Here is a 13,775-nt window from a genome sequence, read left to right on the forward strand (position 1 = left end):
AAAGGAAATACTGAAAAGTAATAGACCAATATTGTTTTTCGTACTATGGTGCCGGCTTTTATACTTGGACAGGCAAATCCGGATTTCAGCATTCTGACAGATAAGGCCTTCCAAAAATTATATCAGAATCCTGAAGAATGTATCAGCTATTCACAGAGTCTCCTGATGAGTGATAAGAATATTGAGCACAAAGTTATTTTAAGGAATATTATTTCTCAGGCATATGCATTACAAGGGAACTATATACAGTCGGTAAGTATTTCAAACCAAAAAGAAGATAATGACAAGAAAGAAGGTCTCTCAAGTTTTATTCAGTTGTTTGATGATTACAATCTGGCAGATCAGTACCAGAATCTAGGACTGTACGGGCAGTCAAAAAAAATCATTACAGATATCTTAAAAGATCCGGAGCTGCTAAAGAGCAGGAATACAAAAGAACGGATGGTCTTTGCTAAGCTTTTTCAGCTTCAGGCAATAAATTCCGGGATTACGAGAAACTATGATATTGCTTTACTGAACCTGGATAAAAGTGATGGCTGTCTGACGGGTACCAATGACGAAAACAGGATTATTAAATGGGAAAACATTATTTTCCGTTCCTCTTTTCTGTTGCGGCAGAATAAACTGGAAGAGTCAAAAATACTTCTTGACGGGGTTATCGAAGAGATTGAAAAACATGGAAATAATGCTTTCGTTTCTGCGTTTGCATATGAAAGTTTGTCCCGGTATTTTTTTCTCAAAGAAGACTATACTTCTGCGGTAAAAAATCTGGATAAAGGATTTTCCGAAATTGAAAAGCTCCCTTATAATGACCTGAAAATCATTTTTTATGACCTGTATTCGCGGAATTATCTGGCCCTTAATAATGATGAAAAATATTACTATTACAATAATTTGTATACTGATCTTAAAGCGAAGCTCGACTCCAATAAAAAGGAAGGTATACAGTATGTAGTAAAACTTCTGGAAACTTATCATAAGAAAAGTATTGAGTTTGAAAGACAAAATAAACTAAGGCAGTTCAAAATAACAGTTGTTATGAGTTTAATTCTGATTGCAGCAGCTGTTGCTTATTTCTTTAACGAATCCGGAAGAAGCAAGGACCTGAAAAAACAGATCGATTTTTTCGAAAAACTTAAAAAGAAAAAAGAATCTGTATTGGCTCATGCCAACATGCCAAAAGAGAAAATAGAAAAGGAAATTAAAACACCGGACAGAGATCCGTCCAAAATTTCAAAAGAAAAAGAAGAAGAAATTCTACTGAAACTGGAAGAATGGGAACTGTCTGATAACTATTTGAATAAAAATATGTCGCTGGCCATTCTTTCCGCACAAACAGGAATAAATACTAAGTATTTGTCAGAAGTAATCAATAATAATAAAGGAAAGAACTTCAATGGATATATCAATGAATTAAGGATTAATCATATTGCACATCTCCTCAAAACAGATGCGGCTTATCTGAATTACAAAGTGAGCTATCTCGCAGAATACTCAGGATTTTCATCGCATGGAGCCTTTACCAATGTATTTAAATCTATTACAGGAATGTCCCCGCATACCTATATTCAGGAAATTATTAAAAATAAAAAATCATGAAATTATTGACCCCTATTATTTTTTTTAGTGTTCTGATTTCTCAGGCTCCTCTCTATGGACAGAAAATTTCTGATGACTCCCTGATGAAGATAGCCAATCACGAAATTTATAATAACCCTGATAAAGCTATAAATATTGGAAAAAAGCTGCTTCAAAAAGAAAAAGATCTGAGTAGATCAATTAAGATTTATCTGCTTCTATCCACAGCAGGAACTGCAAAAAGAAACTTTGATGAATCATTACAGTATATTTTGAAAGCAAGGGAGCTGGTTCAAAAAACAAATGATCCCAAAATACAGACCAGTTTTTTAATTGCAGCGGCTATGCAGTATCAGCAGATGGAACTTTTTAGTAAAAGCCTTGAAACACTGGATGAAGCAGATGAATATCGGGAAAAATTATCTGAGGATTCCTATTTAAAACATTTCGAAACAGCCAGAAGCTTTGCCTTACGGGGAATGATTTATAAGAGCCAGTCTAATCCCGAAATCGCTCTTCAGGAATTTTTGATCGCAATCAAAAATTTTGAAAAAATAAAAGAAAAAAATAAAACCTATTTTAATCAGAGTATCATTTATTATAATATTGGTTATTGCTACCTTAACCTGAATCAGCTTGAAAATGCAGGGACGGCCTTTATAAAATCTATGAGTTTGGCTGATTTGATCAAAGCTAAAAGTCTGCAAGCATTTGCACTAAAAGGCCTGGCAGAGATGAATAAACAAAAACACCAAAATCAGGAAGCTCTCGCACTGCTGGTTAAAGCTGAAACTCTTGGTAACGAAGCTGGAGATCTTACTCTGAATGAGGGGATATATAAAGAAATGGCTGATAACTATCTGGCCATGGGAAAAGCTCCTCTTTATCAGGTGTACAGTAAAAAGTATTTTGAAACGAAATTTAAAAGAGAGCAGAATGAATTAAGTTCCATTAATCATGCGATCGATGTCCATAATACAGAGACACAGAAAAAAAGCGAGAAAGTAATAACCCGGTACAACTATTTTATTACTGCTGCAATTATTATAGGGCTTTCAGTATTGAGTATATTTTTATATTTCGTTGTAAAAGTGAGAAAGCAAAACCGGAAATATCAGGATGAAATTCAAAAGCTTATCAGGTCGTAAATGTTCCAGTCTACATAGTTTAATATAGCCTTAACTCAGAATATGAATGCTTGATTTGAGGGTTTTAAGCGGGAAAAGAAAGCGGGGATGGGTCCAAAAACACTTGCTAATGTAAGATATGATTAAATTGGAGCTGATCAAACCAGCTCCAATTTAATTTAGATAATATATTGATAACGAAATTAGCAGACAATCAATCGTTATTTTTTTAAGGAGTAGATTTCACTGCATCATACATCATCGAGTCTTTCTGCTGATTTGTGTAATCGTATTTGTAATTATAAAATGAAGATTCCCAGTCACCATAACCAACATTCGGAATGATAATGAATTTTTTACCGAAATCTTTTGCTGAATTTTTCACTGCCGCTGACCTTTCTGTTTCTGATTTTTTATCAAAAATATCCGCAAAATCCGCGAGATTATCACCTAGCAGTAATACAATATTGTAATTTTTAGCAATATCCTTTCTTCGGTTCTCTTTGCTGCTTTCCTTAGATCGAAGTATAAGGTTGGTATCGCTCTGAATAGGGAAATTATACTTTTTTAAATTTTTTAGTGTTCCCGCACGTTCCTGTTCTATACGGTTGGTAACATAAAAAACCTGAATACCTTTGCTGGCAGCATATTGATAGAACTCCTGGGAACCTGTAAGTGGTTTTGCAATTCCTTTGGCAGTCCATTCTTCCCATGTCTTCTGATCATAATCTTTACCCATTTTTGAACGTTCCACAGCATAATAAGAATTGTCCAGAAAGGTCTCATCAATATCTGAAACAATGGCTAAAGGCTTCTCTGATTTCTGTGCTAAAGCTTCATCCAAACGGAATTTCGCAATATTATATGCCTGTAAGCAAAGCGCTTCATATTCAGCCGCTCTCTGCTGATAAAATGCAGCATATATTTTTCCGTGATGACCAAGGTTTTGATAAGGAGCCTCCTGAACAGAAGCTGTTGAAACCGGAGCTGTTGTTTTGCATGAGACAGTCAAAACAAGTAAACAGCTAGCAATAATGATGTTAAAATTTTTCATTGAATTAAAATAGAGAGAGACAAAATTAAACAATTTGATTTTTACTGCAACTAAATATATTGGTTACTATACAAACGTATATTTTAAAATAAGATGAGAATATCTCTGCCTTCACTGAATACCATCTGATCGAAGGTGTAACTAAATTTTTGCATATAGATTTAATATTCAGGATGCAGCTCAGAGGGGTGAAGGACAGATCATTTTTTTTATTCAGATTAACTAAACTTTTTGCTTAGCCCCCAACTTTTGCACCTGATCCCCTTTTTCTCTATCAGTTCTGATCCAAAATCTTGAGAATATAGTACAAAAAAAAGACTCACAAAATATTGTGAGTCTAAATAAAGTGAGCGCGAAAGGATTCGAACCTTTGACCGTCTGCTTAGAAGGCAGATGCTCTATCCAGCTGAGCTACGCACCCATTAAATAGTTTTGATAAAACTACTAAAACAGTCGGGGCGGCAGGATTCGAACCTGCGACCTCCTGGTCCCAAACCAGGCGCGATGACCGGACTACGCTACGCCCCGAATATATATAAAAAAAGCGGAGGGTAAGGGATTCGAACCCTTGCGACACTTTCGCGTCGACAGTTTAGCAAACTGCTCCATTAACCACTCTGGCAACCCTCCTTTTTGTTTATTTTTTAATGATCGTTGTTCCGTTATTGCGAGTGCAAATATAGAATAGATTTCTTTATTTACCAAATAAAATTCAAGAAAATTTTGTGTATTTTTGAAGTAATAAATCATTCAAAAACCAAACTGATGCGTAAAACATTATATATCATCGGATTAAGCACATTCGTTTTTTCATGTACTTCCCAGCAAAATGTGAAAAAAAATACTTACAAACCGAAAACCCCGGTAACACAGGCGAAACCGACTGTTCAGACACAGACCTCGGAAGCTCAGAAACCAAAAGTTGTATCTGATCATGGAGTAGACTTTTTTACTACCAATATAGCAGACCCGGCAAAAAATGATAATACAGCAAGCTACGGTTCTATAGTGTCTGCAAAACCGGCAGGATATAAAGTAGTGAAAACTTATTTTCCTGCTATTGCGCAGAATTTCAGACAGCGTTATTTAATATTACATTATACAGCAATTCCGGATGACAAATCTATTACCGTTCTTACTCAGCAGGCGGTAAGCGCTCATTATCTGGTAAACAACACAGGAGATAACGAGATTTACCAGCTTGTGGATGAAAACAAGCGTGCCTACCATGCAGGCGTAAGTTCGTGGAGAAATGATAAGAACCTTAATGATACTTCCATTGGGATTGAAATTGTAAATGCGGGTTATTCTACAGATGGTGCCGGTAAAAGAATATTTGCGCCGTTTAGTGATGAACAGGTGAGAAAAGTAGCTGCATTGGCAAAGGATATTGCTGCAAGATATCAGATTTCGCCAACTAATGTTCTTGCCCATTCAGATATTGCACCTACAAGAAAACAAGATCCGGGACCTATGTTCCCATGGAAAAAGCTCTATGATGAGTATCAGTTGGGAATGTGGTATGATGAAATGACAAAACAGAATTTTTTCACAATTGCACAGGCGGATTTCTCTACCAGGTATAGTGATCCTTCTTTTATCTTCCTTATTCAGACTGCATTGCAGAAATTTGGTTACGGACTGGATCTCAGCGGAAAATGGGATGACGGTACCAAGAAAACTATTGAAGCCTTCCAGTACCATTTCCGTCCACAGAATTATGACGGAATTATGGACGCTGAAACATGGGCAATACTGCAGGCTTTAAATCAAAAATACCCTGTAAAATAATTCAAATTAAAACGCATCGGTTAGATGCGTTTTTGCTATCTTTAAACGATCAAAAACAGTAAAATATCTGTAATGGAAAATTTCAGAAAAGAAAGTGATTTATTAGGCGAACTGAATGTGCCTTTAGATGCTTATTATGGGGTTCAGACACAAAGAGCTATCAACAACTTCAAAATTTCAGGACAGCTTTTGTCTTCATATCCGGATTTTATCAGAGGGTTGGCTTTTGTAAAGAAAGCAGCTGCAAAAACCAATTATGAATTAGGACTTCTGGACGAAAACTTGTATTTCAAAATAGCAGAAGCGTGTGATGAAATTGTAGAAGGAAAATATCATGACCAGTTTCCGGTAGACATGATCCAGGGAGGAGCAGGAACTTCAATCAATATGAATGCGAATGAAGTAATTGCCAATATTGTATTGGAAAAATTAGGGAAAAATAAAGGAGAATACGAATTCTGCTCACCTAATGACCATATCAACCTTTCTCAGTCTACAAACGATGCTTATCCAACAGCAATCAAAATGGGATTGTTGCAGATGAATATCGGACTTGTAGAAAGACTGGAGAAAATTATTGAAGCTTTCCGCGCGAAAGGAGAGGAGTTTCATGATGTTATTAAAATGGGACGTACGCAGCTTCAGGATGCCGTACCAATGACATTGGGACAAGAGTTTGAAGCCTATGCAGCCACTTTGGAAGAGGATATCTCCAAACTGAATAACAACGCAGGTCTTTTTGTAGAAGTTAATATGGGGGCAACCGCTATTGGAACAGGATTAAATGCTCCGGTAGGCTATGCTGTACTTTGTGCTAAAAACCTGGCTCAGATTACAGGCTACCCTATTGTTTCAGCACCCAACTTGGTAGAAGCTACGCCAGATACAGGATCTTATGTAATTTACTCTTCCGCTACAAAGCGTCTTGCCGTGAAACTATCAAAAATCTGTAACGATTTAAGATTACTTTCATCAGGACCTAGAGCAGGTTTCTTTGAGATCAATCTTCCTCCAATGCAGCCAGGATCATCCATTATGCCTGGTAAAGTAAATCCGGTGATTCCAGAAGTAGTGAATCAGGTTTGTTTCAAAGTATTCGGAAATGATCTTACAGTGACTTTTGCAGCAGAAGCAGGACAACTACAGCTTAACGTAATGGAGCCGGTACTTTCTCATGCAATCATGGAAAATATCAACTTCCTTTGCAATGCATTAGATACCCTTCGTGACAAATGTGTAGTAGGCATTACTGCCAATAAAGAAGTTTGCCTGAATATGGTGAAACACAGTATTGGTATTGTTACAGCACTTAACCCATATATCGGTTACAAACAATCTACACAGATTGCTAAAGAAGCATTAGAAACCGGGAAAAGCGTTTACAACCTTGTTCTGGAGAAAGGAATTCTTTCTCAGGAGAAGCTTGATGAGATTCTTGATCCGAAAAACATGCTGAAACCGCATAATAAATAATAAAAAAACAATAAGTGATAAATGGTTCAGTGAGTAATCATTTATCACTTATCATTCATCCTTTATACAATAATTCGTGAGGTTTTTAATTATAATTCCTGCCCATAACGAAGAAGAAAACCTTTCATTTACCCTTGATTCTTTAAAGCTGCAAACCTGCAAAGATTTTAAAGTCGTGATAGTGAATGACGGTTCTACAGACAGAACTCCTGAAATAATAAGAAAATATACAGAGACTGATGTCCGTTTTGGAACCATTAATCTTCAGAAATCTGAACATCAGCCAGGATCTAAGGTTGTTCATGCTTTTAAAAGCGGACTTCATACACAATCTACAGATGAATTTGATGTCATCTGTAAATTTGATGCCGATATCATTCTCCCGGAAAACTATCTGGAAACAGTTGCAAATGCTTTTACCCACAATCCGCAATATGGATTGGTAGGAGGATTGCTGTATATAGAAAAAGGGGAGAACTGGGTGTACGAAGGGAATTCTAATAAACATCATGTGAGAGGACCTATGAAGGCATATCGCAAAGAATGTTTTCTTCAAATTGGCGGACTACGGGAAACATTGGGTTGGGATAACATAGACTCTATTTTACTTGAAAATCTAGGTTGGAAAGAAATCGTTCTTCCGGAACTTCATGTAAAGCTGATAAAGGTAAAAGGTGCTGATTATACCATAAGACCAGCCGATTACTATGGCCGATACTTTTATTTTTTAGGATTAAACAGGTTTCTCGCTTATATTGCCTCGTCAAAAGAAGCGATGAAAAGTAAATCTGTGGCATTTTTCTTTGATATTGTGAACGTTTATGAGAATTGCAGATCTAAAAAGCTGGAACTGAAGATTACAAAAGAAGAGCAAAAAGCCGTTAATGATCAACGTTGGAGAATGCTCAGGAAGAAATGGCTGAAAATGTAGTAAATTAGAGTTGCGAAAATAATTGAAAATAATATATTTAAATATTTTAAATTGAATATACTGTTATTCAATTCAGTAAAGATGAACTTTAACCCACTTAATAAAAAATAAAAACAGCTAAAACTTAATAAAATAAAGAATAATCATTTCAGTGAAAAGAATAGCCTATATAGAAATAGATACCCATGCAGAAATTGCCCAGGCTTTCATGGACATCATGGAAGATAATCAACATTTTGCCGTAGATTATTATTTTTCAAAAAGAATCAAAGATCAGATTGGTAAGCATGGTGAAACGGTATACCTGTCAGATAGTTCTATGATTTTGGATCAGCTGAAGACGAAAGGCTATGATCTTGTGATTATTGGAACAGTTCACCGTTATTTTAATACATTTCTGGCCGTTACTGAGAAATATAATACTGCCGTTATTACCCATAATCTCAATTTTACAAAAGCCTCAAAGCAGGATCTGATGAAGAGTATCTTCAAGGAAGATGTGATCTACAGGTTGAAACTTTGGTGGAAAGAAGGATTATTTTATTCGTCAGAAGTTTATCAGAAAGCAAAGCATCTTTTGGTACTGGATGAAGCTCTAGCTTCTGAAAAGTATCGCTTTTTTCCTCTTTTTTACACCAGAAATTTTGATAAAGCTAAAAATGAAAACTGGAGTGTCGTTATACCCGGCGGAGTTTCACAGAAAAGAAGAGATTATAATACTATTTTTAAAACCATTCAGCATTTACAGACAGATAAAAACTGGGAATTTATATTTCTGGGAAAAGCACAAGGTAATGAATTGAAAGCGCTTAAAAAATTATCTGCTGACGTGCCTGAAAATGTCCATATTACCTTTTTTTCAGAAAGAGTTTCTTCTGAAGACTTTGAAAAATGGATGCAGAAAGCAGATGTGCTTTGGTGTCCGATTCAGCTGGAAACAGTATTTTTCAGCTTAAAAGAGAGATATGGGATTACCAAAATGACAGGAAATCTGGGGGACGCCATCAATTATGGAAAATGGGCCGTTTTTCCTAAGAATTATCCGTCAAAACTTGAATTTATCCTTCCTGAAAAAGAAAATATTCTTGAACAGTGTAATGATCTTCCTGAAGTTGATTTTGACTTTCAAAAAACTTATGGAAAGGGAGGCGTGCAAAAAAAAGTAGAAAAGCTTTTAAATAATCTTATTTAAGCTTAAAAAGAACGTTTTTATTCTCTTTTATCTAAGAAAAATACCTTTTCTTCTTAAGCCTTACCCATACACTACTTAAACTTAAATACACTTTTAATAAACTTCATATTAAGATAATTCTCAATAGGGAATATTTTTGTGAAATAATTTCCAATATAGATCAGCACAAGTACAACGGAAGGTTTATAGACCAGATTGATCAGGTTGCTGTTAAAGTTCGGAAGTACTATGGCTACTGTGATAGCAAGAGTGCATATGATGGAAACAAAGATCATTTCAATGGTAAGTGGCGAAACTTTAAATACAATATAATTAAAAAGGATCTTAATCACATTGTAGATGGTAAGAGAAATAGCTGTAGATAAGGCAATTCCAATAAGCTTCAGGTCCGTGTTTTTAATGAAATAATAATTCAGTCCAATCGTTAAGCCTGCCAGTAAAAGCATTACCAGGATATTGAATCTGTAATATTTTGAAAGTGAAATAATATTTCCGTTGAAACCTGTTGCAAGATCTACCAAAACAGCAGAGCCCCAGATCCATACTACCGGCTCATACTCCCTGAGCATAGTTCCGTTTTTCGGCATAAACTGAGTCAGATAAGGAAATCCTACCATGATACAGGAGAATAAAACAGCTCCTAAAAAGTATAGCGATAAAGATGTTTTTTTGTGGAACCTGTCCAGTTCTTCCATATCCCCGTCAGCAAGTGTTTTGTTGATGATAGGAGCGGAAATGTTAAACAATCCCAGCTGAGGAATGGAAATCAATGAGATCAAAGCGTACAGCACAGAATAGATTCCTACCTCTTCCATTCCCATAAATTCTCCGATCATAAAGCTGTTGATCGCCAGATAATTTCCGAAAGTTCCTAAAAATCCAAAGAAGCTGTAGTTGAAAAAGTCTTTCCAGAAATCATTTTTCTTAAAATAATCCGTATTGAAGTCAAGCTGAATCTTTTCAAGCTTATTCGTATAATAAACATATCCAAAGAGCATTAATGCAAATATTCCGAAGAAAAAAGCAAATGCGATTTTCTGGGACAAAGCAAAATAATAAAAGAGGCAGAAGGCTCCAAGATTGGCTATTTTAGGAAAAAGATTATCGAAAATATTGGAAACTACGATCCTTTTGTAATTGGAGGTGTATTTATTAAAAATAGCACAGAAAGAAAGAATTAAAATTAATGGAAGAATCATTTCCTTGATCTTCCATGCCTCCGAGTGCTTAAACTTTGGGTAGAAAAAGGGCAGAACAAAAAAGACGGCTGTGAAAATGATAAAATTAATAAAAACAGTGAGCAGTGACAAAGACAGCATGTTCTGTTTTTTACCATCTTTTTCTACCTTGTGAAAAAACTTCACATTAGAATAAGAGATTCCCAATACAACAAAAGGAACCAGCATTTCAGCAGTAGGAAGAATGTAGCGGAGTTTTCCGTAAAATTCAAAGTCATTCGGGAAAATAAATATTGCAGAAACTGTGCCCAGCAAAAACCCAATATAACCGATAATGGAATATTTGAAGCCTTGTCTCGCTACTACACTCATAAGTCGTTTTAAATGTTTTTAGGTATAAAAATAATATTGTTGATGTACTGAGTTTTATTTTTTTCGTCGTTTGTGTTTTGCGAGATAATTTCTTCAGTAAGAGTCTCCAGGAGAAAGCTTTTTCTGTTCAGATATTTTGCTTCATATCCCCAACTCATCACTTCAGAAATTTCTTCCCATATTGGTGTCTCGTGGTGCCGTTGTTCCATTTCAACCATAAGGGTTGGAAGAAACTGTTTGATGGTTTCTCTGGCCCCCAAAAGAGTCTTTATTTCATTTCCTTCAACATCAATCTTGATGAAATCTAATCTGTTGAAGTGCTCTAGTGCCGCCCATTCATCTAACTTGATAACTTTTACTTTTTCAGTGTAGCTTTTTTCTTCACCCTTTTCCTTGTAGGAGGTATTTAAAGTGCCACGGGAAGCAATCGTTTTTCCGTTGATAATCGGAACCTTGAACTCGGCTACCGTATTTTCGTCAGAAAGTGCTAAAGGAAGTACCCGCATAGTCGGGAACAGCCTTTTTAGTCTTCTGTAGAGCTTTTTATTGGGTTCAAAAGCATACACGTGCTCATGATCCAACTTATCTTCCAGCTGGTAAAGAAAAGTTCCTACGTTTGCACCAATATCCAGTATTATGGCATTTTTAGAAAGGTATTCTTTGATCCATACCAGTTCCGGCTCTACATTACGTTCCGAAAAATTATCTTTATTAAGATTGTTTAAGCTCTTAAAATATCTTTTTTTGTAGAAATTCGGACTTATATATTGTAGCTTTTCTGCAATTTTTTGGTATAAAGACATCCTTAACTTTTTGACGAACAGCAAAGATAAGCAAAAAAGTAAAACTTATCTTAAAAAATGTTAATTATAATGAATTGATTTTCAGTGGGAAATGTTTAGGGTCTGTTTTGTAGAACGTTGCCCTTTATTGTATTTTCAATTTGTCACAGAGACGTCTCTGTACCGCAGACAACTTACTGAAAAGAGCTGCCCGATTTGTGAAATCTGTGGGTTGTTAAAAAATATCAGAAAATCATAGAAAAGGCGTATTCAGGAAATCATTGAAAGGTTTCATAAGTTTGAAAATCTTTGTCATGTTCTTTGCTGCATTTTTATCCAAAACCTCTTCGTCTTTTATCTGATATACCACAATGAAATTCTTAAGCTTTAAATATTCAGCCATTGGATCTTCTTTTTCAAAGCCCTGAGGTATTTTTTTGAGTTTATCTTCCTGATCGAGTTGAGGGAAGTGCTTTTTAAAATCTTTATGATTTAGAATTTTAAGAAAATCCTCGCCATATAGAGAGATTTCTTTTCGTACCTCTTTTAGTGCAGAAGATTCAGGCATATAGATTCCTCCGGCTAAAAAAGATTTACCCGGTTCCATATGAAGATAATAACCTCCTTTTTGATTTCCTTTTCCCATTCCTAAGGATGCTCCGAAATTGGTTTTATAAGGCGATTTATCTTTTGAAAACCGAACGTCACGGAAAATTCTGAATAATGCTTTTTTACCATCAAGTTTAGCAAGATCTTCATCAAAACCGGACATTTCTTTTATCAGATCGTCCAGAAATGAAACCACATTTTGCTGAGATTCTGTATACAGGTTTTTATTTTCATTAAACCATTCGCGGTTATTATTTTTGCTTAGCTTTTTTAGAAAATCAAATGTTTTGGAAGAAATGTTTGCTGACATATTTTAAGAGATTTTTTTTCGTAATTCGTTTTACTGGCTGGAAGTTGGAAGAGTGTATTTCGTAAGCAATCTTTTTTCAAAGCACTCCCCACTCTGAATTTTCCATTATCAATTCTCAGCTGTTTACCAAATTTACAAAAACTATTCATATCTCAATGCCTCAATAGGATCAAGCTTAGAAGCTTTCAAAGCGGGGTAATATCCGAAAAACACTCCCGTCACAGCACATACGATAAACGAAATAATAATAGACGATTCTGTGATAAACGTAGGCCACGACAAGAAAAAAGAAACCAGTTCTGAAGACAGAACACCTAAAATTACCCCAAGAATTCCACCGGTAATACTGATAAGTACCGCTTCAATAAGAAACTGATAAAGAATATCTTTTCCTCTGGCTCCGATAGACATTCTCAGTCCAATTTCCTTGGTACGCTCAGTGACGGATACATACATGATATTCATAATTCCGATTCCCCCTACAATTAAGGAAATACCGGCAATGGCAGATAATAGTACGGTAAGAAGCTGGCTGGTAGAACTCATGGTAGAAATAAGCTCAGCCTGAGTTCTTACCATGAAATCATCATTACTTCCATCAACAGGAAGTTTATGTTGTTTTCTTAAAATTTCTGAAACCTGATCTGTCGCCTGTTGTGAAGTATTTTCATTCGTAGAAGCAGCATAAATGGTCTGAACATAGGTGATTCCTAAAAATCTTCTCTGAACGGTGTTAAACGGAGCTATAATCACATCATCCTGATCCTGTCCAAAAGCATTGGAACCTTTAGCTGCCAGAATGCCAATAACCTTCATGGGAACTTTATTAAATCTGATTATTGATCCTACAGGGCTTTCACCATTAGGAAAAAGATTGGCATAAACAGTTTGGCCCAAAAGACAAACTTTATTGGATGAAGAAACATCTTTTTTAGTAAAAAGACTGCCATCAGAATTATTCCAGTCTCTTATTTTAAAGTATTCTTCATTAACGCCCTGAAGCTGCGTTGGCCAGTTGTTCGGACCATTGATAGACTGTCCGTTAGTCTGTACTGCAGGGGAGACGTATGAAACATCCGGTGCACCCCTGGAAATAGCGTCAGCATCCTGTGGCTTCAGCGTCTGTAGCCCCGAAGCGCCAATTCTGGCCCCTCCGGAAACATTCACGTTACTTGATGGCCGTATGGTGATCATATTTGAACCCATCGAAGAAAGCTGGTCACTGATGCTTTTTTTTGAACCTTCTCCAATAGCGGTCATTGCAATTACTGAAGCTACCCCAATAATGATCCCCAGCATCGTCAAAAATGCACGAAGTTTGTTTCGTAAAAGAGCTTTCCAGGCAATTCTGAAGAGATTTAAAACATTCATTGCTTTT

At 35.9% G+C, this 13,775-nt stretch carries 11 protein-coding genes and 3 tRNA genes; 6 read left to right on the plus strand and 8 right to left on the minus strand.

What is annotated here, in order from left to right:
• Positions 1-45 precede the first annotated feature (45 nt).
• Together LF887_RS05515 and LF887_RS05520 are read left to right on the plus strand one after the other, a co-directional pair.
• A complete protein-coding gene (locus LF887_RS05515; protein ID WP_236857791.1) occupies positions 46-1,599 on the plus strand; it encodes a helix-turn-helix domain-containing protein in 1,554 nt (517 codons plus the stop codon).
• Positions 1,596-2,726 carry a tetratricopeptide repeat protein gene (locus LF887_RS05520; RefSeq protein ID WP_236857792.1) on the plus strand — a complete coding sequence of 377 codons (1,131 nt, stop codon included), beginning with the start codon at positions 1,596-1,598 and terminating at the stop codon, positions 2,724-2,726. Before LF887_RS05515 ends, LF887_RS05520 begins: the two co-directional genes overlap by 4 nt.
• Before the next feature lie 208 nt (positions 2,727-2,934).
• Here the strand turns inward: LF887_RS05520 and LF887_RS05525 are convergent, their stop codons facing one another.
• The 4 genes from LF887_RS05525 to LF887_RS05540 form a co-directional block, all read right to left on the minus strand.
• Positions 2,935-3,759 carry a 5'-nucleotidase, lipoprotein e(P4) family gene (locus tag LF887_RS05525; protein WP_236857793.1) on the minus strand — a complete coding sequence of 275 codons (825 nt, stop codon included), beginning with the start codon at positions 3,757-3,759 and terminating at the stop codon, positions 2,935-2,937.
• Positions 3,760-4,106: 347 nt separating this feature from the next.
• Positions 4,107-4,180, minus strand: a tRNA-Arg gene (locus LF887_RS05530).
• Positions 4,181-4,212: 32 nt separating this feature from the next.
• A tRNA-Pro gene (locus LF887_RS05535) sits at positions 4,213-4,287 on the minus strand.
• Between the two features lie 17 nt (positions 4,288-4,304).
• A tRNA-Ser gene (locus tag LF887_RS05540) sits at positions 4,305-4,389 on the minus strand.
• Positions 4,390-4,524: 135 nt separating this feature from the next.
• On the opposite strand from LF887_RS05540, the gene LF887_RS05545 reads away from it, so the two are divergent.
• From LF887_RS05545 to LF887_RS05560, 4 genes are all read left to right on the plus strand, one after another.
• Positions 4,525-5,550, plus strand: coding sequence for an N-acetylmuramoyl-L-alanine amidase (locus LF887_RS05545; protein ID WP_236857794.1), 1,026 nt, complete (start codon positions 4,525-4,527; stop codon positions 5,548-5,550).
• Positions 5,551-5,622: 72 nt separating this feature from the next.
• Positions 5,623-7,023, plus strand: coding sequence for an aspartate ammonia-lyase (aspA, locus tag LF887_RS05550; protein ID WP_236857795.1), 1,401 nt, complete (start codon positions 5,623-5,625; stop codon positions 7,021-7,023).
• A 76-nt stretch (positions 7,024-7,099) separates the two neighbouring features.
• On the plus strand, positions 7,100-7,954 hold the full coding sequence (locus LF887_RS05555) for a glycosyltransferase family 2 protein (RefSeq protein ID WP_236857796.1): 855 nt from the start codon (positions 7,100-7,102) through the stop codon (positions 7,952-7,954).
• Between the two features lie 151 nt (positions 7,955-8,105).
• Positions 8,106-9,146: a hypothetical protein gene (locus tag LF887_RS05560; RefSeq protein ID WP_236857797.1), complete on the plus strand. Its 1,041-nt coding sequence runs from the start codon at positions 8,106-8,108 to the stop codon at positions 9,144-9,146.
• A 71-nt stretch (positions 9,147-9,217) separates the two neighbouring features.
• Here the strand turns inward: LF887_RS05560 and LF887_RS05565 are convergent, their stop codons facing one another.
• The 4 genes from LF887_RS05565 to LF887_RS05580 form a co-directional block, all read right to left on the minus strand.
• Positions 9,218-10,696: a lipopolysaccharide biosynthesis protein gene (locus LF887_RS05565; RefSeq protein WP_236857798.1), complete on the minus strand. Its 1,479-nt coding sequence runs from the start codon at positions 10,694-10,696 to the stop codon at positions 9,218-9,220.
• A gap of 8 nt (positions 10,697-10,704) precedes the next feature.
• Positions 10,705-11,499 carry an FkbM family methyltransferase gene (locus LF887_RS05570; RefSeq protein WP_236857799.1) on the minus strand — a complete coding sequence of 265 codons (795 nt, stop codon included), beginning with the start codon at positions 11,497-11,499 and terminating at the stop codon, positions 10,705-10,707.
• A 232-nt stretch (positions 11,500-11,731) separates the two neighbouring features.
• A complete protein-coding gene (locus tag LF887_RS05575) occupies positions 11,732-12,397 on the minus strand; it encodes a DUF2461 domain-containing protein (RefSeq protein ID WP_236857800.1) in 666 nt (221 codons plus the stop codon).
• 141 nt (positions 12,398-12,538) lie between these two features.
• Positions 12,539-13,768, minus strand: coding sequence for an ABC transporter permease (locus LF887_RS05580; RefSeq protein ID WP_236857801.1), 1,230 nt, complete (start codon positions 13,766-13,768; stop codon positions 12,539-12,541).
• Positions 13,769-13,775 lie beyond the last annotated feature (7 nt).

This window comes from Chryseobacterium sp. MEBOG06, assembly GCF_021869765.1.
In the GTDB taxonomy this organism is placed as follows: domain Bacteria; phylum Bacteroidota; class Bacteroidia; order Flavobacteriales; family Weeksellaceae; genus Chryseobacterium.

Coding starts and splice junctions, on each gene's coding strand:
- LF887_RS05515 (WP_236857791.1), top strand. CDS start 46: ATGGTGCCGGCTTTTATACTTGGACAGGCAAATCCGGATTTCAGCATT.
- LF887_RS05520 (WP_236857792.1), top strand. CDS start 1,596: ATGAAATTATTGACCCCTATTATTTTTTTTAGTGTTCTGATTTCTCAG.
- LF887_RS05525 (WP_236857793.1), bottom strand. CDS start 3,759: ATGAAAAATTTTAACATCATTATTGCTAGCTGTTTACTTGTTTTGACT.
- LF887_RS05545 (WP_236857794.1), top strand. CDS start 4,525: ATGCGTAAAACATTATATATCATCGGATTAAGCACATTCGTTTTTTCA.
- aspA (WP_236857795.1), top strand. CDS start 5,623: ATGGAAAATTTCAGAAAAGAAAGTGATTTATTAGGCGAACTGAATGTG.
- LF887_RS05565 (WP_236857798.1), bottom strand. CDS start 10,696: ATGAGTGTAGTAGCGAGACAAGGCTTCAAATATTCCATTATCGGTTAT.
- LF887_RS05570 (WP_236857799.1), bottom strand. CDS start 11,499: ATGTCTTTATACCAAAAAATTGCAGAAAAGCTACAATATATAAGTCCG.
- LF887_RS05575 (WP_236857800.1), bottom strand. CDS start 12,397: ATGTCAGCAAACATTTCTTCCAAAACATTTGATTTTCTAAAAAAGCTA.
- LF887_RS05580 (WP_236857801.1), bottom strand. CDS start 13,768: ATGAATGTTTTAAATCTCTTCAGAATTGCCTGGAAAGCTCTTTTACGA.